The sequence below is a fragment of the Haloferax sp. Atlit-6N genome (assembly GCF_003383195.1).
GTDB lineage: Archaea > Halobacteriota > Halobacteria > Halobacteriales > Haloferacaceae > Haloferax > Haloferax gibbonsii.
This window is the reverse complement of record NZ_QEQJ01000002.1, coordinates 334217-357015: the sequence shown is the minus strand read 5'-3', so window position 1 is coordinate 357015 and position 22799 is coordinate 334217. Positions and strand designations below refer to the sequence as shown.

At 67.4% G+C, this 22799-nt stretch carries 19 protein-coding genes and 1 tRNA gene; 12 read left to right on the top strand and 8 right to left on the bottom strand.

The annotated features are described in order from the left end of the window. Positions 1-135: 135 nt before the first annotated feature. Positions 136-1626 (top strand): nickel pincer cofactor biosynthesis protein LarC, encoded by a 1491-nt coding sequence (larC, locus tag DEQ92_RS11045; RefSeq protein WP_004975351.1) that lies wholly within the window; start codon positions 136-138, stop codon positions 1624-1626. A 66-nt stretch (positions 1627-1692) separates the two neighbouring features. Here larC and DEQ92_RS11040 read toward each other — a convergent pair whose 3' ends face one another. Continuing rightward, the gene (locus tag DEQ92_RS11040; protein WP_004975347.1) at positions 1693-2232 is read right to left on the bottom strand and encodes a hypothetical protein; all 540 of its coding nucleotides are present in this window, start codon (positions 2230-2232) and stop codon (positions 1693-1695) included. 181 nt (positions 2233-2413) lie between these two features. Beyond that, entirely contained in the window at positions 2414-3160 is a 747-nt protein-coding gene (locus tag DEQ92_RS11035; protein WP_004975344.1) for a hypothetical protein, read from the bottom strand. A 139-nt stretch (positions 3161-3299) separates the two neighbouring features. On the opposite strand from DEQ92_RS11035, the gene radB reads away from it, so the two are divergent. Continuing rightward, the gene (gene radB / locus DEQ92_RS11030; RefSeq protein WP_115820772.1) at positions 3300-3989 is read left to right on the top strand and encodes a DNA repair and recombination protein RadB; all 690 of its coding nucleotides are present in this window, start codon (positions 3300-3302) and stop codon (positions 3987-3989) included. Between the two features lie 102 nt (positions 3990-4091). On the opposite strand, the gene DEQ92_RS11025 is transcribed toward radB, so the two are convergent. Further along, the gene (locus tag DEQ92_RS11025; RefSeq protein ID WP_004975340.1) at positions 4092-5234 is read right to left on the bottom strand and encodes a CBS domain-containing protein; all 1143 of its coding nucleotides are present in this window, start codon (positions 5232-5234) and stop codon (positions 4092-4094) included. A gap of 388 nt (positions 5235-5622) precedes the next feature. Here DEQ92_RS11025 and DEQ92_RS11020 point away from each other — a divergent pair, with 388 nt between their 5' ends. From DEQ92_RS11020 to DEQ92_RS10995, 6 genes are all read left to right on the top strand, one after another. Continuing rightward, the gene (locus DEQ92_RS11020; protein ID WP_115820771.1) at positions 5623-7818 is read left to right on the top strand and encodes a type II/IV secretion system ATPase subunit; all 2196 of its coding nucleotides are present in this window, start codon (positions 5623-5625) and stop codon (positions 7816-7818) included. Then, positions 7808-9940 (top strand): type II secretion system F family protein, encoded by a 2133-nt coding sequence (locus DEQ92_RS11015; protein ID WP_115820770.1) that lies wholly within the window; start codon positions 7808-7810, stop codon positions 9938-9940. Before DEQ92_RS11020 ends, DEQ92_RS11015 begins: the two co-directional genes overlap by 11 nt. Positions 9941-9944: 4 nt before the next feature. Beyond that, the gene (locus tag DEQ92_RS11010) at positions 9945-12116 is read left to right on the top strand and encodes a hypothetical protein (protein ID WP_115820769.1); all 2172 of its coding nucleotides are present in this window, start codon (positions 9945-9947) and stop codon (positions 12114-12116) included. Between the two features lie 3 nt (positions 12117-12119). Then, complete coding sequence (locus DEQ92_RS11005; RefSeq protein WP_115820768.1) at positions 12120-13910, top strand: Ig-like domain-containing protein; 1791 nt, start codon at positions 12120-12122, stop codon at positions 13908-13910. Positions 13911-14030: 120 nt separating this feature from the next. Next, positions 14031-14735 carry a haloacid dehalogenase type II gene (locus DEQ92_RS11000; protein WP_004975322.1) on the top strand — a complete coding sequence of 235 codons (705 nt, stop codon included), beginning with the start codon at positions 14031-14033 and terminating at the stop codon, positions 14733-14735. A gap of 80 nt (positions 14736-14815) precedes the next feature. After that, positions 14816-15187 (top strand): hypothetical protein, encoded by a 372-nt coding sequence (locus DEQ92_RS10995; protein WP_004975320.1) that lies wholly within the window; start codon positions 14816-14818, stop codon positions 15185-15187. 84 nt (positions 15188-15271) lie between these two features. Here DEQ92_RS10995 and DEQ92_RS24080 read toward each other — a convergent pair whose 3' ends face one another. Next, a complete protein-coding gene (locus DEQ92_RS24080; RefSeq protein ID WP_233516849.1) occupies positions 15272-17140 on the bottom strand; it encodes a hypothetical protein in 1869 nt (622 codons plus the stop codon). 649 nt (positions 17141-17789) lie between these two features. Here DEQ92_RS24080 and DEQ92_RS10980 point away from each other — a divergent pair. Next, entirely contained in the window at positions 17790-17978 is a 189-nt protein-coding gene (locus DEQ92_RS10980) for a hypothetical protein (protein ID WP_004975315.1), read from the top strand. Between the two features lie 218 nt (positions 17979-18196). Here DEQ92_RS10980 and DEQ92_RS10975 read toward each other — a convergent pair. The 4 genes from DEQ92_RS10975 to DEQ92_RS10960 all read right to left on the bottom strand — a co-directional run bounded on the left by DEQ92_RS10975 (position 18197) and on the right by DEQ92_RS10960 (position 19625). Beyond that, positions 18197-18271 (bottom strand) — tRNA-Val (locus DEQ92_RS10975). A gap of 72 nt (positions 18272-18343) precedes the next feature. After that, positions 18344-18595 carry a hypothetical protein gene (locus DEQ92_RS10970; protein WP_004975312.1) on the bottom strand — a complete coding sequence of 84 codons (252 nt, stop codon included), beginning with the start codon at positions 18593-18595 and terminating at the stop codon, positions 18344-18346. Positions 18596-18855: 260 nt separating this feature from the next. Then, positions 18856-19389, bottom strand: coding sequence for a cob(I)yrinic acid a,c-diamide adenosyltransferase (locus DEQ92_RS10965; protein WP_004969720.1), 534 nt, complete (start codon positions 19387-19389; stop codon positions 18856-18858). Next, the gene (locus tag DEQ92_RS10960) at positions 19386-19625 is read right to left on the bottom strand and encodes a glutathione S-transferase N-terminal domain-containing protein (protein ID WP_004975309.1); all 240 of its coding nucleotides are present in this window, start codon (positions 19623-19625) and stop codon (positions 19386-19388) included. The genes DEQ92_RS10965 and DEQ92_RS10960 overlap by 4 nt, the downstream gene beginning before the upstream one ends. 187 nt (positions 19626-19812) lie before the next feature. On the opposite strand from DEQ92_RS10960, the gene DEQ92_RS10955 reads away from it, so the two are divergent. The 3 genes from DEQ92_RS10955 to DEQ92_RS10945 are packed head-to-tail and all read left to right on the top strand — an operon-like array spanning position 19813 to position 22750. Beyond that, positions 19813-20916 carry a metal ABC transporter substrate-binding protein gene (locus tag DEQ92_RS10955; protein WP_004975306.1) on the top strand — a complete coding sequence of 368 codons (1104 nt, stop codon included), beginning with the start codon at positions 19813-19815 and terminating at the stop codon, positions 20914-20916. Next, positions 20913-21755 carry a metal ABC transporter ATP-binding protein gene (locus DEQ92_RS10950; RefSeq protein WP_004975303.1) on the top strand — a complete coding sequence of 281 codons (843 nt, stop codon included), beginning with the start codon at positions 20913-20915 and terminating at the stop codon, positions 21753-21755. The genes DEQ92_RS10955 and DEQ92_RS10950 overlap by 4 nt, the downstream gene beginning before the upstream one ends. Beyond that, on the top strand, positions 21752-22750 hold the full coding sequence (locus DEQ92_RS10945) for a metal ABC transporter permease (protein WP_004975302.1): 999 nt from the start codon (positions 21752-21754) through the stop codon (positions 22748-22750). Before DEQ92_RS10950 ends, DEQ92_RS10945 begins: the two co-directional genes overlap by 4 nt. The last annotated feature ends 49 nt before the right edge of the window (positions 22751-22799 follow it).

Here is a 22799-nt window from a genome sequence, read left to right as displayed (position 1 = left end):
TCGGCCCGAGGCACCGTCCTCCCGTGGTTACAGCCTAGCACACCGTAGGGCGGGCGGCTACTAATCCCTACCGACTGGACAGGCCTCGGCGCGTCGATGGCTGGCGTTTTTACTCTCGAACACGACGGTTCACGCATGCGACTCCTCGCGTTCGACGGCCGGATGGGTGCCAGCGGCGACATGCTCCTCGGCGCGCTCGTCGCCGCCGGTGCCGACCCGTCCGTCCTCTCGCCCGTCGAAGACGCCCTCGACGTGACCTACCGCGTCCACGAGGTCGACAAAAACGGCATCCTCGCGACCAAGGTGGACGTGCTCCTCGCGGAGACCGACGGCGGCGACCCCCGCGGCGAGGGCCACGGCGACGACCACCGACGCCTGCGCGCCGACGGCGACGACGGGGGCGACTCCGACAACGACGCCGACGGCGACGGCGAAGACGAGCACAGCCACCAACATCAGTACCGCCACCACGACCACGCTCACGACGAGGAGCACACTCACCACCACGACGACGGCCACGAGCACTCGCACGACCACGGTCACTCGCACTCCCACGACGACCACGAGCATTCGCACGACCACGGTCACTCGCACTCTCACGACGGCCACACCCACGCCGAAGGTCACGGCCCGCACCGGACCTACCCCGAGGTCGTCGAACTCGTCGAGTCGATGGGCCTCCCGGCGGGCGTGGTCGAGGACGCGACGGCCATCTTCCGCGTGCTCGGCGAGGCAGAAGCCGAGGTCCACGGCACGGACCTCGACGAGACCCACTTCCACGAGGTCGGCGCGGACGACGCCATCGCCGACGTGGTCGGGGTCTGTCTCCTCCTCGACGACCTCGGCGTCGACCGCGTCGTCACCGGCCCGGTCGCCGTCGGCGGCGGCGAGGCCGAGATGAGCCACGGGTCCTACCCGGTCCCCGCGCCCGCCGTGCTCAACATCACCGCGGCGGCCGACTGGTCGGTCCGCGGCGGCCCCGTCGAGGCCGAACTGCTCACCCCCACGGGCGCGGCCATCCTCGCGCACCTCGCCGAGGGCGTCGAGACGCTCCCGTCGATGTCGGTCGAGTCGTCCGGCTACGGGGCCGGCGGCTGGGACTTCCCGGACCGGCCGAACGTCCTCCGCGCGGTCGTCGGCGACGGCGGCTCCCGGCTCGTCCGCGACGAGATTTCCGTCCTCGAGACGAACCTCGACGACGCGACGCCCGAAGTCCTCGGCGGGCTACAGGAGACCCTGAAGGACGCCGGCGCGCGCGACGTGACCATCATTCCGACGACGATGAAGAAGTCCCGCCCCGGCCACCTCGTCAAGGTCGTCGTCAAGCCCGAGGACGCCGAGCGCGTCGCCTATCGCCTCGCGGTCGAGACCGGCACGCTCGGAATCCGCGAACACGGGGCGGGGCACCGCTGGACCGCCCGCCGCGAGTTCGAGACGGCGACGCTCGCTGTCGACGGCGACGAGTACGAGGTGAGCGTCAAGGTCGGAAGCGACGCCGACGGCGTCGTCTACGACCGAAGCGCAGAGTACGACGACGCGCTCGCCGTGGCGACCGAGACGGGACTTCCCGTCCGCGAGGTCATGCGCTGCGCCGTGGACGCGGTGGCGTCTAACGACGGCGAATAAGCGATTCGCGAGGCTCACCGTCCGGAACGATTCGCCGAAAAAAGCGGCCGCGGCCGACCCGTCAGGTCACTTCTCGTTGAACTGCGGCCGGGAGTTGAACGGCGCGAACGTCCCCGCGGGGTTGTTCACGTGGACCCACGCGTGGAGGCCCCAGTGGCCACCGGCGAAGCCCCACATGCCGTCGTCGCTGTCGCCGTGGAACGGGTCCGGGAACGGCCCCTCGTATTCTTGCACTTCGTCGAACAGGTACTCGGCCGCGCCGAGCACGAGTTCCTCCTTGCCGTTGCCCTCGTTTTTCCCGTAGACGAGCGCGGCGGGCTTCGTGATATCGACCTCGTCGTCGTAGTTCTCGATGATGTAGTGGTGGTTCACGTAGTGGTAGCCCATGCCCGGCACGAACGGACTGCCGAGGACGTAGCCGTCCGCGATGGCCTTCCGAACGTCGGCGTACTTCGACGTGGCCGCCCGAACCGACGCGAGTTCGCGCTGGAGCGCCCCGCGGTGCGCCGCCGCGGGCGAGGCGAACGCGCCGAGCGAGAGCGCGCCGACGCCGAGTGCCTTCAGGTACGTCCGTCGCCCGACTTCGGGGGTGCGTGATGTGCTCATGCGACACGAGATACGCGTCGGGAGAACGTAGGTATGAATCGGGGAGGGTGCGTCTCATAAACCGAGAGTCACGTTAATAGCGTTCTTTCCCCGTCGACCGCTCGAATCACGGCCCACTCGACCGGTCGCGTAGAGCACCGTTAGGCGGCCGTTAACGGCGTCGAAACCGCCGCCGCGACGCTCACTCCTCGCGCGAGCGGTGTTCGTCCAGCGCTTCGTCGATGCTCAGTTCCCCGCCGGCGACGCGGCGCGCGAGCGCGTCGTCGATGGTGCGGTTGTCCTCGGACGCCTCGCGCGAGCGCGCCTTGATGCGCGTGAGTTCGCCCTCGGTCGGTTCTATCTCGCGGGATTCGATGCGCTCGCCGTCCCGGCGGGCGATGTTCACCGCGGCGAGCACGTCGCCCATGCCGCGCGCGCCGGTCCCGAGGTACGGCGTCGTTCCGGTCTCGTCGACGAGTTCGACCGCGACGTCGTCGAGGTCGTTGATGAGCTTCGCGCCCTGCAGGCGCGCGCCGTCGCCGATGCGGACCACGGGGTCGACCGCGTCCTCGGTCTCGCGGCGGATGACCTCGACGGCGTCCGAAAGCGGGACGTGGAACGCGGCGACGACCGTCTCGCCCGAGAGGACGGCGACGCCGGGTCTGGTTCCGGGGTCCACCCCGACGACGGTCCGTCCGTCGCCGCCGCGGAGGCTCGCGAGCGCCTCGTCGACGGCGCGGCGCGCGTCGTCGCCGGTCGCGGTCACGCGGGTCACGTCGCCGCCGGTATCGACGCCGTCGAGGTCGTCGTCCGGGCCGGTAAGGAGGACCCGCGCCCGCTCGGGAAGCGGGTCGCCCGGCTCGACGGTGGTAAAGGCGACTCCTCGGCTCCGGAGTTCGGACACGGCCTCGTGGTAGAGGTCGAAGTCCGCGGTGGCGACGACTATCACGTCCCTCCCTTGGCGACGGCGACGAATAAACCGTCGTGCGCGGGTCGCCCTCGACGGTCGCGGACTGGCGCCGAAGCGGCGGCCCGTACCGCGGCGGGCGACCGGGGTCTTTTTCGGCCGGTGGCACCCACCACCTGACGTGACAGAGTCAGTCTCCACCGGGTGCACGGCGCTCGACGACCTCCTCGACGGCGGGTTCGAACGCGGCACCGTCACGCAGGTGTACGGCCCCTCCGCGGCCGGCAAGACCAACGTCGCGCTCTCGGCGGCGGTCCGGGTCGCCGCGGCGGGCGGCACCGTCGTCTACATCGACACCGAGGGACTGTCGGTCGACCGTTTCCAACAGCTCGCGGAGGCGGTCGCCCCCGAGGACGTGGAGTCTGTGACCTCGCGGCTGATGATAAGCGAGGCGTACGACTTCGAGGACCAAGAACAGGCCGTCCGCGACGCCGAGGAGTTCGCCCCCAACGCCGACCTCATCGTCCTCGACTCCGCGACCGGCTTCTACCGGCTCGAACGGACCGCCGAGGGCGACGGCGGCGAGGCGCTCCGTCGGGTCGCCCGGCAGGTCACGCACCTGCTGTCGCTCGCGCGCAAACACGACCTCGCGGTCGTCCTGACGAATCAAGTGTACTCCGACCCCGACACCGACCGGACGCGGGCGCTCGGCGGCCACACCCTCGAACACTGGACCGGCACCGTCGTCCGCCTCGACCGCTTCCGCGGCGGCAACCGCCGGGCGACGCTCGAAAAGCACCGCGCGAAACCCGCCGGGGAGACGGCGACGTTCAAGATAACGGACCGCGGGCTCTCGACGACTGACGTGTAGAAAAAGGTCGACGCGACCGGGCGGACGACCCGGCCCGATCCTGCTCCTGTGTTCCGTTCGCGTTTCGATTTCGGGCGTACCGGTGTGACCGGTGCGTCGGCGTTACAGCTCGTTCAGCTTCCGGAGGAGCTGACCGCGGTAGCGCTCGTCGGCCTCGAAGCCCTTGACTTCGAGCACGTTGCGTTCGAGCTTGTCGAGCGCGACGTGGAACGCGTGTTCCGCGCCGTAGCCCTCGCCGCTGCCGGCCAGTTGGCCGTGGCTCGTGCGGAGCCGAATCTGGCACTGGATGAGCGGCGTGCCGCGGAGCTTCTCCTTGTGCTCGTGGAAGCGGACGTGGGCGTGGAGCACGCTCATCCGCTGGTACTTGTCCGCGACCTCGGTGATGGCCGAGTTGATGTCGGCGCGGCTCAGCGTCTCGAGGAGGCCGATGTTCGTGACCTGCACGTCCATCTGCTCTTCTTCGGTGTAGGTGAGCGCGCGGAGCACGTCGGTCTTGGTCACCACGCCGAGGACCTCGCCGTCGTCGTCGGCGGGCGTGACGACGAGCCCGGCGATGTCGTGTTCCAGCATGCGCGCGACCGCGTCGCGGACGCTCTCTTCGGGCGTCGCCGTGCGCGCCGGGCTGCTCATCAGGTCGTAGACCGGGAGGTCGAGCATGCGGTCGGTGTCGCCGCGGCGGTCCTGTTTGCCCTGCCGACCCTCGTCGCGCACCATGAACTCGACGAGGTCGTACGTGGTCAGGATGCCCGCGAGGCGGCCGTCCCGGTCGACGACCGGCAGCCGCGAGACGCCGTGTTCGCGGAGGCGGTTGATGGCCTGTCCGAGGTGGTCGCGCTCGCCGATGGTGACCACGTCGTCGGTGTAAATCTGCTCGACGGTCAGCGCGTCGAGGTTGTCGAGGACGGCCTCGAGGATGGCGTCCTGCGTGATGATGCCGTACTGTTTTTCGCCCTCGTAGACCGGCGCGACCTTCGTGTTGCCCTCGACGAGCATGCGCGCGACCTCGCGCACGTTCTCGTGACGGTCTATCTTGGGGACGGCCTTCGTCAGCGCGGCCGCTTTGGTGTTGTCTTCGACGTGCGAGTTGATGAGCTGCTTCTCACCGATGACGCCCGCGTACTCGCCGTCGTCCTGGACGATGATGCCCTTAGGGTTTTCCCGCTCGAAGATGGAGCGGACTTTGCCTAATCGCTCGTCAACGTCGACCTCGATGAAATCAGGAGTGGCGATATCAGCAATATCCATAATACATCCTTACATACAACGCCGCTTCTCTTGAAGGTTCGTCCCGTTTCCACCCGCTAGGAAGGACCGAAATCGCAAGGCCACGACGGGGCTGAAGGATGGAATTCCGACGACAGACGGCCTGTGCCTATTGGTAACACTGTTCTTACGCTGAATATCGTCGTTTCTCGCCGACGCGTCGGCCGTGAACGGTGCGCGCGGCCGAATACTGTAACTCAATTGCCACTCTCTCGCGGGCGGGGTTGGGGACGCCCCCGCTTCGATTCCCCGTCGAGAACGGACCAGATGAATTCCGGAATACGCCGGTAGTTCGGGCCTAACCGGCCGAATTCGCTCATCTAGTCGCTCCATACTTACAGCCGTTCCTACCGTTCAGTATTTCCAGAGAATGGCGTCTCCTGACAAGAACTCCCAGACTGACCGCCGCGATGGCGAAGAATCGTTCCGAGCAGACGGTGCCGGCACCGCCGAACTGGTCCCCACGACCGGTCCGGAGGCGATGGCCGCCCGCGCGAGTGAACTACCGGTCCCCGCGTCGGACCGCATCGAATACGGCCCCGTCGAAGACCCCACCGACGACGAAGCGGCGGACGAAGACCGCCCGGAAACGCTCCGGGAGGCCGTCCTCCGCGAGGTGAAGGCGTTCTTCGCCGAAATCGACGACGAGACGGCGTTCGCGCCGACGCCCTCGGAGGCGTTCATCGAAGACCAGTTCTTCGACTTCTCGTTCCTCGAGGGCGTCGAGGCCGTCGAACACTACTGGGTGAACAAGCCCTTCGCGTTCGTCTCCATCCTGTACGACCACGAGAAGCGCGAACACCGGTACCACGTGAGCGAACCGCGCCTCGACGACTTCGAGGACTTCGTGCGCGACGACCTGACGAAGATTCTGCGCAACAGCCTCCTGTACCGCGACCTCGACGCCGACGGCGACCGCGAGGACGTGTTCGACGACGAGGCCCGCGAGATAATCACCGAACACGCGGCGACGGTCGAAGAGGGGTCGCTCTGGAAGCTGTTTTACTTCCTGCTCCGCGACTTCATCCACTTCGGCCGCATCGACCCCGTGATGCGGGACCCGGGTATCGAAGACATCTCCTGTGACGGCGACGACGTGCCGGTCTACGTCTTCCACAGCGTCTACCGGGACGTGCCGACGAACGTCGTCTTCGACGACGGCGACCTCTCGTCGTTCACCATCCGCCTCGCGCAACGCGCGGGCAAGCAGGTGACCGTCTCCGACCCGCTCGTCGACGCGAGCCTCCCGGACGGCTCCCGCGTCCAGTTGACTCTCGGCTCCGACGTCGCCACCCGCGGGTCGAACTTCACCATCCGGAAGTTCTCGGACGTGCCGCTGTCGCCGGTCGACCTCGTGCGCTGGAACACCTTCAGCGTCGAGCAGATGGCGTACTTCTGGCTCGCCATCGAGAACAACCGCTCGCTCATCTTCGCGGGCGGCACGGGCTCCGGGAAGACCACCTCGATGAACGCGGTGTCCTTCTTCGTCCCCGGCCACGCGAAGGTCGTCTCCATCGAGGACACGCGCGAAATCACCCTCCCGCACGACAACTGGATTCAGTCCGTCACCCGCGACACGTTCACGGCCGACGGCCGCGGCGAGGTGTCGATGTACGCGCTCCTGCAGGCCGCGCTCCGACAGCGCCCCGAGTACCTGCTGGTCGGTGAGATTCGCACGGAAGAACGCGTCGCACTGACGTTCTTCCACTCCATCGCCACGGGCCACACCGCGTACACGACGTTCCACGCCGACTCCTCGGAGGGCGTGGTCCACCGCATGCGCAACGAGCCCCTCGGCGTGCCCGCCCAGATGCTCTCGGACCTCGACATCATCTCGGTGCAAAAGCAGATTCACCTCGACGGCGACCGGACCCGCCGGAACATCGCCGTCACCGAAATCGCCGGCGTCGACGACGACGGCGAGGTCGAACTCCGCGACGTGTTCAAGCGCAACCCCGAGAACGACGCCCACGAGCGCGTCGGCGACTCGGTCGTCCTCGACGAAATCGCCGCCGAGCGCGGCTGGACCAAGGCAGACCTGCAGTACGAACTCGACGTTCGCGCCGACGTGCTCCGGTACATCGCCGCCTCGGGCGTCGACGACTACCTGACGGTCTCCGCGATGATTCGCCGCTTCGAGCGCGACCGCGAAGGCCTCCTCGCGCACGTCTACGCCGAGACCTCGCTGGTCTCCGTCGACGAGGGTGACGAGGACGACGCCGCGGGGGACGACCTCGACGACGACGAAATCGAGGTCTCGCCCGAGACCGAGCGCCTGCTCGCTGACCTGTTCGACATCGAGTTGGACGACGGCGCGGACGGCGACGGCGACGCTGACGCTGACGCTGACGCTGCCGCCGATGGCTGGGAAGTCGTCGGCGATGACGATGCCGATACCGTCGCTGACGACGCCTCGGACGCTGACGACTCCGAAGTCGTCGACAGCGACGACGCCACCGAGTTCGACGATATCGCGGAGGCTGGCCCCGCGCCGGCCGATGACGCCTCGGACGCGGACGAAGCCGTGAGCGACGACGACGACCGGGAGGCCGACGATGCCCGCTGACTCGTCGTCCTCGGTTCCCCTGCCCGACTACGAGGTCGAGCAGTACTTCCCGCGCGAACACTTCGACGAGTCGCCCGAGGAGGTCAAGCGGCTCCGCCAGCGCTACGGGTACGTCCGCACGTACTTCAAGCGTAACCCGGCGGGCCACCGCGACCTCCAGCGCTGGCTGAACCAGACCCGCGTGGGTACGACCTACGACCTGTACCTCACGCAGTCGCTCAAACTGGCGTTCGTCACCGCGGTGTTCGGCTCGCTCGTCGGGCTCGCGCTCACCTTCGTCCTCGCCCGCGCGGGCGTGCTGGCGAACGCGTCGAGCCCCGTGAGCTTCGGCATCGCGGCGCAGTACGTCGTTCCCCTGCTCCCCTACAAGGTGCCCATCCTCGGCGCGGCCCTCGTCGGCCTCGTCGGCGGATTGGCGGCCGCCGGGACCTACTACGCCCGGTACTACCTCCCCAAGAGCCGCGCCGAGATGCGCGGCCGGAGCATCGACATCCTGCTCCCGCACGCCATCGTCTACATGTACGCGCTCAGCCACGGCGGGATGAGCTTCCTCGAAGTCATCCGCTCCGTCGCCGACGCGCCCGACTACGGCGAGGTGTCCCGCGAGTTCGAGATGATCGCCCGCGACATGGACCTGTTCGGCAACGACCTGTTCACGGCGCTCCGCAACTCCCGGAACCTGACGCCCTCGATTAACTTCGAGCAGTTCCTCGACGACCTCCTTTCGGTCCTCGACTCCGGCGGCGATGTGACCGCCTTCCTCGACCGCGAGTCCGCGACGTACCTCGAAGAGGCCCGCGACGAGCAGGAGGACTTCATCGAGACGCTGTCGATGCTCTCCGAGGTGTTCGTCGCCGCGTTCGTCGCCGCGCCGCTGCTGCTCATCGTCACCCTGATGGTCATCAGCTTCCTCGGCGGCGACACGCTCGTCCAGCTGTACGCCCTGAACTACCTCATCTTCCCGCTGGGGATGGCGTTGTTCCTGCTCCTCGTGGACGTGCTCTCCTCGCCGTACACGCAGGACACGGTCCGGACGAAACACGACGTGACCGTCCTCGAAGAGATTCGGACGGTCGTGGCCAACTTCCTCGGCGCGATGCGCCGCGAGGTCCAGCGCGCCCGCGAGGCCCGCTGGGGCGGCGGCAAGGTCGCCTCCGACGGCGGCTTCGTCGACGAACGACTCGACGACTACCGCCGGGAAAACGCGGTGTACGAGCTTCGGACGCTCGTCGGCGACCCGCTCGACATCATGCGCCGCCAGCCGTACCTCTCGGCGGTCGTCACGGTGCCCCTCGCGGTCCTGTCGGTCGTCGGCGTCCTCGTGCTCGGCCTCGCGACGCCGACGCTCGACGCCATGCTCGCGAACCCGTACAACACGACGGTCTGGTTCGTCGTCCTCCCGTTCGCCATCGTCGCGGTCCCCCTGACGGTCTTCCACGAGCTTCGGACCCGCCGCGAGCGCACGCTCGAACGGCGCTTCCCCGACACGCTGAACCTGCTGTCGAGCGCCAACCAGATGGGTATCCCGCTGGTCGAGGCGCTCGCGCTCGTCTCCCGCTGGTCGAACGGCGCGCTCGCGGACGAACTCCGCGCGCTCCGCAACGACATCCGCTGGAACCACGACGCCCACGCGGCGCTCATGGCGTTCGCCAGCCGGCTCAACGTCCCGCAGCTCTCGCGGGTTATCCGGCTCATCGCCAGCGGCGGCCGCACCAGCGGCGACCTCTCGCGCGTCCTCAGCGTCGCCGCGGAGGACACTCGCAACCGGTACAAGCTCGAAAAGTCCCGCAGTCGCGCGATGGGTTCGTACATCGCCATCGTCGTCATCGGGTACTTCGTCTACCTGTTCGTCATCCTGATGCTCGGTGCGAGCTACCTCGGCCCCCTCGCCGAGATGACCGGACCGTCGGCGTCCGCGTCGATGGACGGACAGTCGCTCCCCATCGGCATCTCGTCGGTGCCGCTGGCGAACTTCCACGTGGTGTTCTTCCACTCCGCGCTGATTCAGGCGGTCGGAAGCGGACTCCTCGCCGGAAAACTGGCAGACAACAGCGCCCTCAGCGGGCTGAAGTACGCCCTCGGACTGTCCGCGCTGGCGCTCGTCGCCTTCGCACTGGTGTAAGGCCATGACTCACAACACTCCCAACCAACACACGCAATCGCCCCTCAGGCACGTACTGCGCGGGTTCGTCGCGGGCGAGGCCCGCCGCGGCTCGCACCTCCGCGGTGACCGCCGCGGAGCCTCGGCCATCCTCGGCACGATGCTCGCGTTCGCGCTCGTCGTCTCGCTCGTCGCGATGGTGCAGGTTTCGGCGGTCCCCGCGTGGAACCAACAGACCGAATTCGAACACCTCACCGCGGCCGAGACCGACTTCGCCGCGTTCGACGAGAGCGTCGCCAAGGCCGTCGACGGCCGGCAGACCCGCGCGACCCTCGACGCCGGCGTCGACTACCCGACCCGCGCGCTGTTCGTCTCGCCCGCGGCCGGCTCCGGCAGCCTCCGGACGACCGACCCCGCGACGGCCCGCATCTCCGGCGCGGTCGCGACCGGCGAGACCGGCACCTACTGGGACGGCTCCGAACACGCGTTCGACACCCAGCAGTTCGTCTACCGACCCGACTACCGGTACCTCCAGAGCGAACCCTCGCTCGTCCACGAGGGGACCGCGCAGTACACCGCCTACGGCGGCGGCGAGGTCGGCGCGACCCAGTCGCTCGTCGACGGGACCAAGGTGTCTCTCGTCTTCCTCGAAGGCGACATCGACACCGCGACGGGCGAGGCGGCGACCTTCAGCGTCGTCCCCCTGAGCGCCGGCACCGACTACATCACGGTCACCGACGCGGGCACGCCCATCACCATCTCGGTCCCCACTCGGCTCTCCGAAGACGCGTGGCGCGACCTGCTGGCCGACGAACCCAACGTCCGCTCTATCGCCTACGCGACCGGAGCCGACTACAACACCCTGACGGTCGAACTCGCGCCCGGCAAGACGTACGACCTGCGGCTCTCGCGGGTCGGCATCGACACCCCCGGCGCGCTCCAAGAACCCGCCTACATCGTCGACGTCGCGGGCGACAACGCCGTCGTCCCGCCCGGTGCGACCCACCGGGCCGTCGTCGAGGTCCGCGACGCGCAGAACAACCCCGTCCCCAACGCGGTCGTCAAGGCCAGCCCCGGCCTGACCGCCGAGAGCGGGCGTATCATCGCGCGCGACACCGGCACCATCTCGACCGTCACCGACGGCGACGGCCGCGCGACGTTCATCTACACCGCGACGAGCAGCGTCGACGGCGTCGTCTCCGACGAGTTCGACGTGGTCGTCGAGGACTCCGCGGGCGCGAACGTCGACCGCGTGACCTTCGACGTGCAGCTCCGCGAGGGCGGCGTCACCGACCCGCTCCGCGGGCTCGTGGCCGCCATCGGCGACCCCGGCTTCGTCTACGCTGACGTGGACGGCAACGGCGAGTTCGACGGCGCGGACTACCGCGTCAACAACACCGGCACGGGCGGCGACATCGTCTACGACGCCGGCTCCGACCGGCTCGTCGTCCCGCCGAGCGTCCGAACCATCGTCTCCGACGAGGACATCACCCTCGCGGGCGACGGGGTCTCGCTCCACGTCGACGTCGTCGCGACCGGCTCGAACAGCCGAATCGACATCGACGCCGGAAGCGGCTCTCTGGCCGCGGTCGGCGTGAGCGTCACCTCGGTCTCGGGCAAGAACATCGACGTGACCGCGGGAGACGAAATCGACCTCTCCGGCGCGTCGGTCACGCAGGGCAGCAACGCCGACCTCACCATCGAGGCCGGCGGCGACATCGACATCGACAACAGCGGACTGACGGTCACGCAGGACCGTAACCTCCTCGCTGTCACCTCGACCAACGGCTTCGTCAGCGCCCGGAGCGCCGACATCAGCGGCAAGGGCGACGTCCGCATCGACGGCGCGGACGGCGTCGACCTCGCCGGGGCCGGCCTCTCGGGCGTCAAGGACAACGCCGACCTCGAAATCGACTCCGCCCGCGGCGGCGTCAACCTCAACGGCGTGGTCATGCTCGGCGACGGCGACATCCTCGTCGACGCCGAGGGCAACATCTTCGTCGTCGGCGCGAACATCGCCTCGGCGAAGACGGACGTGGAGATAACCTCCGACAGCGGCATGGTCAGCGGCCGCGAGGCCGCCATCTCCGCCGAAGACGACGTGGTCATCACCGCGGCGACCCGCATCTACCTGCCCGACTCCGCCATCGAGGACGAGGACTCGCCCGAACTGAACGCGCCCGACGTGGAGGTCTGAGCCGTGTCTCGCCTCTCTCTCGACTCCCGCGGCGTGTCCGAAATCCTCGGGCTCGTCTTCGCGTTCGGCCTCGTCGTGTCGGTCATCGCCATGGTCCAACTCGCGGGCACGCCCGTCTGGACCGCCGGCGACGAAGCCGACCACAGCGCCAGCGTCTCGACCGACCTCGCGTCGCTCGACTCGCAGGTGTTCCGCGCCTCCGGCGTCGACGCCGGCAGCCGCGTCGCGGTCGACTCCGACGTGTCGTACCCCGAGCGCTACCTCGTGGTCTCACCGCCCGACAGCGTCGGGACGTTCCGGGTCGACGGCGCGGACGCCGTGACCGTCACGGGCGTCTCCGCGGTCGGCCCCGAGCGGGTCTTCTGGAACGGCTCGACGCACACCTACGCGACCGGGGCCATCGTCTACGAACCCGACTACGCCGAGCGCGACGAGGCCCGGATGGTGCTCGAAAGCGGCGTCTCGTACCTCGAAACCGACGGCACCCCCGTCGTCCACCGCCAGTCGCTCGTCCGCGGCACGACCGTCACGCTCGTCTTCTTCGAAGGCGACCTCGACGGCCACACGACCGCCGGCGACACCGTGGCGCTCGCGCCCGTCTCCGTCCGCACCGAGTCGCTGCCGGTCTACAGCGCCACCGACCCGGTTCGCATCTCGGTGCCGACTTACCTCTCCGAGGACGCGTGGGTCGACCTCATGGCCGAGGAGCCCCACGCGCGGGTCGTCTCCTACGTCTCCAGCGGCGACCACGCGGTCGTCACTATCGAACTCGACGCGGGCGTCCGCTACGACTTCCGCGTCGCTCGCCTCGGCGTCGGCGAGGCCGTCGAACCCGACCCCGCCGCCTACGCCATCGCGGTCGAAGGCGAGGACGCCGCGGTCCCCTCCGGCGGCCGCGAGACGCTCGTCGTCCGCGCGTTCGACCGGTACGGCGCGCCCGCCGCGGGCGCGACGCTGACCGTCGCATCGCCGACCTCGCTCGGCGGCACCGTCGCCCCCACCGACGGGGCGACCGCCGTCACCGACGAGTCGGGCCGCGCGAGCTTCACGTACACCGCGCCCGACGGCGTGACCGAAATCGAACACGACACGGTCACCGTCACCCTCGACGGGGCGTCCGGCCCCGGCGCGACCGTCACCTTCCCGCTGGAAGTCCGCGGGATGGGCGAGACCTACGAGGTCAGAAACGTCGTCACCTCGACGCCGACCCCGACCCCGACGCCAACTCCAACGCCGACGCCGTCACCAACGCCAACACCCACGCCGACCCCGACGCCGGAGCCCGAAGATGACTTCACCATCGACGACGGCGAGGTCGTCCCCTCCGACGACTTCACTGGCGAGTTCGAACTGCTCGGCAGCGCCATCAAAAGCGGGCGGCACGACGTGCCCGTGTCCGTCACCTTCGTCGTCGACGGCGCGTCGCACAACCCGGCCGACTGGGACAACGTGAACGACGGCGTGTCGCACTCGTTCAACGTGGCGGGCGACGCCGGCGACGCCCTCTCCATCGTCGCCGCCGCCGACGGCTACGTCACGGCCGACTCGTCGGTCGACCACCGACAGGTCGCGGTCCTCCGCGACGGCGACCCGGTCCCGGAGATAAAGGGCTACAACGGACAGGACGACGCCGCCGAGTTCGTCGCCCCCTACATCAGCGACGACGGGAAGACGATGGCGCTCGACAGCAACCAGGCCATCTTCCTGTTCGAACTCGGCACGACGAACACGCGGAGCAACGCCTTCGACATGCAGGACGTGGTCATCCTCGTGACCCTCTGGGAGGACGACTGAGTAGGCTACTTCCCTCCCGCCGCGCTCGTCAGGAGCGCCAACCCCATTCTTCGGTCTTTTTTCCCGCCGGGTTCGCACGACCGCCGCATCGTTAACACCCGCGTCGACGTAGGGTCGCGCATGTCGTTCGACCCGGACCGCGTCTCGACGGTCACGTTCGACTCGTACAGCACCCTCGTGGACGTCGACGCCGCCGAGAAGGCGCTCGCCGAGCGCGTCGACGACCCCGAACCCGTCTCGAAGCTCTGGCGGTCGCGGTCGCTCGAATACACCTTCGTCGGCAACCACATCGACGAGTACGAGCCCTTCTACGAGGTCAACCGCGCGGCGCTCCAGTACGCGCTGGAGGCCCACGGCGCGTCGGTCTCGGCGACCGAGCGCGACGAGATTCTCTCGGTCTACCACGAACTCGACGTGTTCGACGACGTGCGCGACGCGGTCGGCCGCCTCCGCGACGCCGGCTACGACTGCTACGTCGTCTCGAACGGGAACCCGGAGATGCTCGACTCGATGGTCGACCACGCCGACATCCGCGACCTCCTCGACGGGGTCGTCAGCGCCGACGAGGTCGGGGTGTTCAAACCCGACGCGGAACTCTACCGCCACGCGGCCGCCCGCACCGGGACGCCAATCGACGAAATCGCCCACGCGACCGCCGGCTGGTTCGACGTGATGGGGGCCCAACACGCCGGGATGCAGGGCGTCTGGGTCGACCGGAAGGACTCGCCGTGGGAACCGTTCGGACCGGAGCCCGACCTCTCTGTCTCCGACCTCACGGCGCTCGTCGACACGCTCGTCGGCGACGAAAGCGGGACGGCGGACTGACCCCGCGGCTCGCACCCGCTCGCGGGAACTGCGCGCCGGATGCTCACAATACTATTGTCGCTGGCCGTTCATCTAGTTGGATGGAACGCCGGCGCGTGAAAGGCGGAATCTTGGCGGCTATCGGGTTCGTTCTGTCCCCGCTTTCGTGGTGGAACGACCTCGTGGTCAACCTCCCGCTGGCCTACGCGTTCGGCGTCGCGGTGAGCCTCGTCTCCAGAAGCTGGTTTCTCCCGGGCGTCGTCGCCGGCTACTGGCTGACGAACGTGGTCGGCTTCGTCCTGCTCCACAAGGGCGCTGTCGACGCGGTGTCCGCCGAATCGCATCCGTACACGACCCGACGATTCGCCAAGGACTTCGCCATCTCTATCGGTTACACTGCGCTCGTGGTCCTGTTGGTCTGGTTCGGCTTCCTCACCGTTCCCGACGGTCTGCTCGCGGCGCTCGGTCGGTGACTGCGGCCGGTCGGTCGGCGGTCGTCGTGAAAAATAGTTCGAGCCGACTCGGCGGTGGGACCGGGTCGGCCGGCGGTCGTCGTCTCAGTTCTCCGTTCCGTTGTCGATGGGCGTCTCGGTCGGCGGCGGAGTCTCCGTCTCGTTGGTCGGTTCTTCAGTCGTTGGCTCCTCTGTCATCGGTTCCTCAGTCGTCGGTTCTTCAGTCGTTGGTTCCTCGGTCGTCGGTTCTTCAGTCGTCGGTTCTTCCGTAGTTGGCTCCTCGGTCGTTGGTTCCTCAGTCGTCGGCTCGCCACCGACGGTTATCTCCGCGTCGTCGGTGATGGGCGACCCGTCCATCGTGTACGGGCCGTCCTCAGCGCCGTCGGACGAGAGGAAATCGAGCTGTTGGTTGTTGTTCGTATCCAGATGCGCCATGGCGGTCAGGGTGGCGCTCTCGCTCAGCGACTCGGTGAGGAAGATTCGGATGTTACTGTCGCTCTCTTCGATGTAGTTCGATATCCCGACGACGTCGCCGCTCTCGTTGTGAATCACGACGAAGCCGCCCTCAGAGAGGGTCGCGCTCGCGACGGTCACGGTGGCCCCGTCGGAGTTCTGGTCTTCGAACTCGACGGTCGCTGTCGGTTCTTCGGTCGGTTCGTCGGTGGTCGGTTCCTCAGTCGTTGGCTCTTCCGTAGTTGGCTCTTCGGTGGTCGGTTCCTCAGTCGTTGGCTCTTCGGTCGTCGGTTCTTCGGTGGTCGGCTCCTCGCCGACGGTCACGTCAGCGTCGTCGGTGACGGGCGTCCCGTTGACCGTGTACGGGCCGTCTTCGGTTCCGTTGGACGTGAGGAAGTCGAGCGTCTGGTTATCGTTGGTGTCGAGGTGCGCCTGCGCGGTCAGGGTCGCGCTCTCGTTGAGCGGTTCGAGGAGCGGCACGGAGACGTTCTCCTGCTCGCCGGGTTCGAGGTAGTCGGTCGCGCCGATGACCGAACCGTTCTCATCGATGACGGCGATGTAGCCGCCGTCCGAGAGGTTCGCGCTCGCGACGGTCACGCTATTTCCGTCGGACTCCTGGTCGTCGAACTGGAGCGACGCGGTCGGCTCTTCCGGCGTCGGCTCCTCGCCGACGGTCACTTCAGCGTCGTCGGTGACGGGCGTCCCGTTGACCGTGTACGGGCCGTCCTCGGTCCCATTAGACGTGAGGAAGTCGAGCGTCTGGTTGTCGTTGGTATCGAGGTGCGCCTGTGCAGTCAGCGTGGCACTCTCGTTGAGCGATTCGAGGAGCGGCACGGAGACGTTCTCCTGCTCGCCGGGTTCGAGGTAGTCGGTCGCACCGACGACCGAGCCGTTCTCGTCGAGGATAGCGATGTAGCCGCCGTCAGAGAGGTTCGCGCTCGCGACGGTCACGCTACTCCCGTCGGACTCCTGGTCGTCGAACTGGAGCGACGCGGTCGGCTCCTCGGGTTCGGGCTCAGGTTGTTCGCCCACGGTGAGCGTCGTCAGTTCGCCGAAGTCGCGCGTCTCGATGCCGTGGATGTACGTCCCGTCTTCGAGGCCCGTCGTGTTGACCTCGAACGCGATGGTCTCCGTCTCGTTCGGGTTCAGCGCCCAGCCGGTTCGGACGACCACGTCGCCCTCGAGCCGGAACTCGACGCACTGAATCATCGGCACGTCGTTCGGGTTGGTGATGTCCGCCGACACCGTCACCGGCTCACCGGCTTCGACGCCGGACGGCGCGGAGAGGTTGCTCACCGCGAACGAGTCGTAGGTCGCGTTGTTCGGATACGTGCAGTACTCCGCCTGCATCTGCGTCTGTGTCTGTTGCTGTACCTGTGCCTGCCGTGTGTCGACCGCCGGCGCGTTCGGCTGGGCGACCGACTGTACGCCGTCGGACGCCGCCAAACCGGTCCCCGTCGCCGCCGCCGCGACGAGGGCGACGACGACGAGAACGCCGGCGATACGTGTTCGTGTGCTCATGTGTCTGCGATGACAATCTACCGACGCCGCGGGCAAAAGCTGACGAGATAGTTTCAATAGTTTCGCGTGACGGCTGTCAACTTACCTGATGGTATAGGCGGTTAGTCTGTCTCTGATTTCGATACTGGGGGCTTGTTGACTAGTTTTTCTGCAACAGTTCGCGAAACACGATGTTTCACGCGAGACGCTACGATTTAACTGTCAGAAAAGCGAGTCGGTCGCCGAAGCTAACGTGGTAGCTTCTCGTTTATTCGAAGTTCTTGACAGTTTGAGAGACGGGGTCGGCTGAGCGTTTCGAAAACGGAACGGTGTCGAATCGCTGGCTGTTCCGCGTGTCGTTCGAGTAGCCACACCCGACTTCCCACCCGGGTACCGATTTCCCTCTCGACGTTGAGGAGTGGGCAATACAATCAGAATTGTCGTTACATACGAGTTCGAATTTGGGTAATTACACTCGTAATATCCAAAACTTCTTGTACTCGTGTCCTATTTGGTCGTGTATGAGCGAATCCAACGAGAATTCGCGGATTGCACCGTACACGGAGTACTCGCGCACCCGTTCGCGGTGCCCTCAATGCGGGACGTCCGTCCCGAAGGAGGCGGTCGCCGACGCGCTGTGTGCGAGTTGCAAGACGGACGTATCCATCTGATGAGCACGGCCGCACCACACAGTTCCGACGAGTTGGCTGACGCGCCGGTGTTCGACCTCGAATGCATCTACGACGACCCGGAGAACCCGACCGAACTGACGGTTTTTTCCCCGAAGTCGGATGAGCTGACGACCTCGTGGATAACGGTCGACCGCGGAAGCGCCGTCTCGCTCGACGACATCGCGTAGGCGCTCGGCGGGCGGCGTTTCTGTTTTCGGTGTTTGACTGCTAGTGTCCGATTTAGCACCGCGGACCCCTCGCTGTCGCTCGTTGTTGTGTGGTATGGATTGGAGCGGATTCGAACCTCGGTCGCTCACTTCGTTCGCTCCCTGCTTCGAATCCGCCGTGGCGATTTTCGATTCCACGGACTCCTCGCTGTCGCTCGTCGTTGCGAGGAATCAGAAAATGGGTTGGGGCGGATTCGAACCGCCGGCCTGCTCCGTGTGAAGGAGCCGTCATAACCTGGCTAGACCACCAACCCGGCTACGATTTCGATTTTCCGCGCCGCCAATTAAGACTTACGTTGTGCCCCGATTCGAGGGCACAAACGAGCCTACTCGGGTCGCTGCACGCGACGGCGAACCCGCCCGGCGGCCCGTCGACTCCGCGTCGCCGCCCGGCGCGCGCCGTACTCGACGCGCTCCCGTCGCGTCTGCGGCTCGGACTCCTCCTCGTCCTCAACCTCGCGCCCGAGCGCCGCCATGAGGCGGCGACGGAGCGGTGCCGTCTCCTCGTCCAGACCGGCGTACAGGTGCTCGAATCCCCGTCGGAAGTAGTACCGCGCGTCGGTGAAGTGTCGGTTCATACCTCTGGATAGCCACGGCGACGAGAAAACGATTATGTCACGTGTTACCGAGAGTCATTTGTCTGGGAAAGAGCGATACACTTTAGTGATTCTTAGGCATACCTAAAACTGGGAACGCAGGCCACGCTTCGTGGTCGGTTCCAGTTAGCGTCTGGCCCCTTTCCGGGACGGCGATACCGTGGGCACGATTCGTCCGTCCTGGTCCCATTATCCTCGTGAGCGACCGCGCCGACTCCGGCGGGTGAAGCGGGCGCTCGGACTCAGTACGTCGGCGACTCCTCGGGCACGCCGTCGCGCTTGTTGACCAGTCGCGCGAAGACGAACAGCGCGTCGGAGAGGCGGTTGAGGTACGCGACGACTTCCTCGTTGACCGGTTCTTCGGCCGCGAGCGAGACGACGCGGCGCTCGGCCCGCCGCGACACCGCGCGGGCGTGGTGAAGTTTGGCTCCCGTCTCGCTCCCGCCGGGGAGGATAAAGGACGTGAGTGGGTCGAGTTCCTCGTCGGCCTCGTCAATCCAGGCTTCGAGTTCGTCGACGTGGTCGGCGGCTATCTGCGGGTCGTCCTCGTCGGGGTCGGGGTTCGCGAGGTCGGCCTGCACGATGTGGAGGTGGTTCTGGACGGCCTCTAACACGTCGTCCACGTCGTCGTGGCCGGTCGGGCGGACGGTCCCGACGAGGGCGTTCACCTCGTCGACCGTCCCGTAGGCCTCGATGCGGTGGCTCGTCTTCGACACGCGGGTCATGTCCCGCAGGTCGGTCATCCCCTCGTCGCCGCGGCCGGTGTATATCTTCATGCCAGCGTCTGGTCGACGAACCGGAGGATGTTCTCGCTCTCGGACATCGTCACGCCGCGGTCGCCGTCAACGAGAACGGGGACGCCGCGCTGGCCGCTCACGCGCTTGACCTCGTTTCGGTCCGAGTGGAGCGCGTCGACCCACTGCGTCTCGTAGTCGACGCCCGCCTCGGACAGAGCGTCGTGGACCTTCTCGCAGTACGGACAGCCGTCGAGCGCGTAGAGTTCAATTCCCATGCCCCGCCGTTGGGCGCGCCGACTCAAAGAGATTTGCACGCCGATGGGCCCGACCGCCGCGTCTCGGCCGTCGCGTCGTCGGTGTCCCGCGAGCCGTTGCGGTTCGCCACGCGATGAATTAGACACGTCAAAATTCAACCTTAGAGCAACAAATCTATATGGTGGCCTGTATCTATCTCACATAGTGATGAACACTAACGCAGATTCGGCCGACCCCAAACTCTCTCGGCGGTCGGTCGTCGCGGCCGGTTCCGGTCTGCTGACGGCCGGCCTCGCCGGATGTCTCGGCGGTGGCGGAGCGGGAAGCGGAAGCGATGGCTCGAACACCGGCTCGAACGACGCCTCCGGCGGGTCCGAGTCGGAAGACGAATTCGTCGTCGTCGCGTCGTTCTTCAGTTTCTACGACTTCGCGCGCAAGGTCGCGGCCGACACGCCGGTGACGCTCAAGAACCTCATTCCGACCGGCCTCCACGGTCACGGCTGGGAGCCGGACGCGAGCGTCACGCGCGACATCATCGAGGCCGACGCGTTCGTCCACGTCGGGGAAGACTTCCAGCCGTGGGCCGACCGCGCCATCCAGACGCTGAAGGACGACGACGTGGACACCCAGCTCATCAACGTCCGCGAGGGCGTCGAACTCGTGGAACTCGCCGCGAGCCTCGACCGCGACGAGGAGGGCGTCGGCGAGGGCCGCGGGAAGGACCCCCACTTCTGGCTCGACCCGCGGCGCGCCAAGACCGCCGTCGACAACATCACCGAGGGGCTGGTCGAACTCGCCCCCGAGTACGAAGAGACCTTCCGCGACAACGCCGACGCGTACAAGGCCGACGTGCTCGACCGCATCGACCGCGACTACCAGGACATCTTCGACCGGGCGTCGCGCAAGGTCGTCCAGTTGGCGGCCCACAACGCCTTCCAGTACATCGGCGTCCGCTACGGCGTCGAGATGCGCCCGCTCGTCGTCAACCTCGCCGCCAGCGGCGACGTGAAGCCCTCGGACATCACCGAGGCGAAGCGCGTCATCGAGGAAAACGACATCAAGTACATCGGCGCGGGCGTCTTCGAGACGCGCCGCCCCGCGAAACAGCTCATCGCCGAGACGCCCGTCGAGGCGTACTTCCCCGTCACCCCCTACGCGGGCGTCCGCGAGGACTGGGTCGAAAACGACTGGGGATACGAGGAAATCGCGTACAACATCAACATGCCCACGTTCGAGGTCGTCCTCGGCAACAAGTCGCCCGAAGAGGTCGGCCCCGACGGCTGGGCCGACGCGTGGAGGAACTTCGAATGAGCGCCCTCCGGAACGGCGAGTCCGCGGAAACCGCTGAGTCCGCCGACACCGGCGTCGCCGACGACGCCACCGACGACGGCCGCGGCTCGTCCGGCCCGCTCGTCGAACTCGCGGACGTCGAGTTCGGGTACACCGCGACGCCCGTCGTGGAGGACATCTCGCTCCGCATCGACCCCGGCGAGTACGTCGCCATCGTCGGGCCGAACGGCTCCGGGAAATCGACGCTGATGAAGCTCATCCTGGGCCTGCTCCGGCCCGACGAGGGGACCGCGCGGCTGTTCGGTGAGCCCTCGCACGCCTTCGACGACGGCGCGCGAATCGGCTACGTCGCCCAGCACGCCAGCGCCTCCAAGGAGATGCCCATCACGGTCCGCGAGGTCGTGAAGATGGGGCGGTTCCCCCACGTCGGCTTCGGTCGACTCTCCGCGGAGGACCACCGCATCGTCGACGAGGCGCTCGCCACGGTCGGGATGTCCGACTTCGCGAACCGTCGGGTGACGAAGCTCTCCGGCGGCCAGCGCCAGCGCGCCTTCATCGCCCGCGCGCTCGCCGGCGAGGCGGACCTGCTCGTCTTGGACGAACCGACCGTCGGCGTCGACGCCGAGTCGGTCGACGCCTTCTACGACCTGCTCGAAGCGCTCAACGAGGAGGGCATCACGATTCTCCTCATCGAACACGACCTCGGCGCGGTCACCGACCACGCCCGGCGCGTCGTCTGTCTCAACCGCGAGGTCTACTTCGACGGTCCGACCGACGAGTTCGTCGAGAGCGACGCGCTCGCGCGGGCGTTCGGGACGGCGGCCTCGTTCGCGGGCGGTTCGGGCGGTGGTCGCGCGTGATACCCGTCGAACTGTTCGCCGCGTTGCAGGCGGGGCCGTTGGACGCCGTCCTCGCGCCACTCTACTGGGTCCTCGCGCTGTGGTCCGACCTGCTTTTCGCCGTCGGCGACGCGACCGGCCTCAGCTTCCTCGACTACGCGTTCATGCACCGCGCCATCCTCGTCGGCCTCTGTATCGGCGTGATGGCTCCGCTCATCGGGACGTTCCTCGTCCACCGCCAGCTCGCGCTCATCGGCGACGCGCTCGCCCACACCGCCTTCGCCGGGGTCGCCATCGGGCTCTTTCTCAACGGCGTGTTCAGCCTCGGCGTCTCGCCGTACCTGACCGCCGTCGTCGTCGCCGTCATCGCGGCGCTCCTCATCGAACTCATCTCCGAGGCGACCGACGCCTACAACGACGTGTCGATGGCGATCGTGCTGTCGACCGGGTTCGCGCTGGGCACGGTCCTCATCAGCCTCAACGCGGGCGGCCTCGCAGTCGGCATCAACCAGTACCTCTTCGGCAACCTCTCGACCGTCTCGGCGGAGAACGCCGCCATCCTGCTCGTGCTGTTCGCCGTCATCGTCGGCACCGTCGCGCTCACGCGCAACCAACTGCTCTACGTGACGTTCGACGAGACGGCCGCCGCCGTCTCGGGCATCTCGGTGACGTGGTACAACCGCGTGATGGTCATGCTGACCGCGCTGGTCGTCGTCGGCGCGATGCAGATTATGGGCGTCATCCTCGTCGCCGCCATGCTCGTCGTCCCCGTCGCGGGCGCGGCGCAGGTCTCCCGTAGCTTCTCCGAGTCGCTTCTGGTCTCCGTCGTTCTCGCCGAACTCGCCGTGCTCCTCGGCATCGGCGCGTCCTACTACGGCGAGGCCACCGCAGGGGGCGTCATCGTCCTCTTCGCGGTCGGCATCTACGTCGTCTCCGTCGCCGTCGGTAAGTTGCAGGCGCGCGCCGGAGAGGACGCGACGCCCGAACTGGGGAGTATCGAGTCCTCCGACCTGTAACGTCGCTCGCGTTTTTCGCTCCGTCCGTCGGCTCGGCGGTTTCGAGGCT

Bases quoted from the DNA above. Each gene is read 5' to 3' on its own strand.
- larC (WP_004975351.1), top strand. From the start codon at position 136: ATGCGACTCCTCGCGTTCGACGGCCGGATGGGTGCCAGCGGCGACATG.
- DEQ92_RS11040 (WP_004975347.1), bottom strand. From the start codon at position 2,232: ATGAGCACATCACGCACCCCCGAAGTCGGGCGACGGACGTACCTGAAG.
- DEQ92_RS11025 (WP_004975340.1), bottom strand. From the start codon at position 5,234: ATGGATATTGCTGATATCGCCACTCCTGATTTCATCGAGGTCGACGTT.
- DEQ92_RS11020 (WP_115820771.1), top strand. From the start codon at position 5,623: ATGGCGTCTCCTGACAAGAACTCCCAGACTGACCGCCGCGATGGCGAA.
- DEQ92_RS11015 (WP_115820770.1), top strand. From the start codon at position 7,808: ATGCCCGCTGACTCGTCGTCCTCGGTTCCCCTGCCCGACTACGAGGTC.
- DEQ92_RS11010 (WP_115820769.1), top strand. From the start codon at position 9,945: ATGACTCACAACACTCCCAACCAACACACGCAATCGCCCCTCAGGCAC.
- DEQ92_RS11000 (WP_004975322.1), top strand. From the start codon at position 14,031: ATGTCGTTCGACCCGGACCGCGTCTCGACGGTCACGTTCGACTCGTAC.
- DEQ92_RS10995 (WP_004975320.1), top strand. From the start codon at position 14,816: ATGGAACGCCGGCGCGTGAAAGGCGGAATCTTGGCGGCTATCGGGTTC.
- DEQ92_RS24080 (WP_233516849.1), bottom strand. From the start codon at position 17,140: ATGAGCACACGAACACGTATCGCCGGCGTTCTCGTCGTCGTCGCCCTC.
- DEQ92_RS10980 (WP_004975315.1), top strand. From the start codon at position 17,790: ATGAGCACGGCCGCACCACACAGTTCCGACGAGTTGGCTGACGCGCCG.
- DEQ92_RS10970 (WP_004975312.1), bottom strand. From the start codon at position 18,595: ATGAACCGACACTTCACCGACGCGCGGTACTACTTCCGACGGGGATTC.
- DEQ92_RS10965 (WP_004969720.1), bottom strand. From the start codon at position 19,389: ATGAAGATATACACCGGCCGCGGCGACGAGGGGATGACCGACCTGCGG.
- DEQ92_RS10960 (WP_004975309.1), bottom strand. From the start codon at position 19,625: ATGGGAATTGAACTCTACGCGCTCGACGGCTGTCCGTACTGCGAGAAG.
- DEQ92_RS10955 (WP_004975306.1), top strand. From the start codon at position 19,813: ATGAACACTAACGCAGATTCGGCCGACCCCAAACTCTCTCGGCGGTCG.
- DEQ92_RS10950 (WP_004975303.1), top strand. From the start codon at position 20,913: ATGAGCGCCCTCCGGAACGGCGAGTCCGCGGAAACCGCTGAGTCCGCC.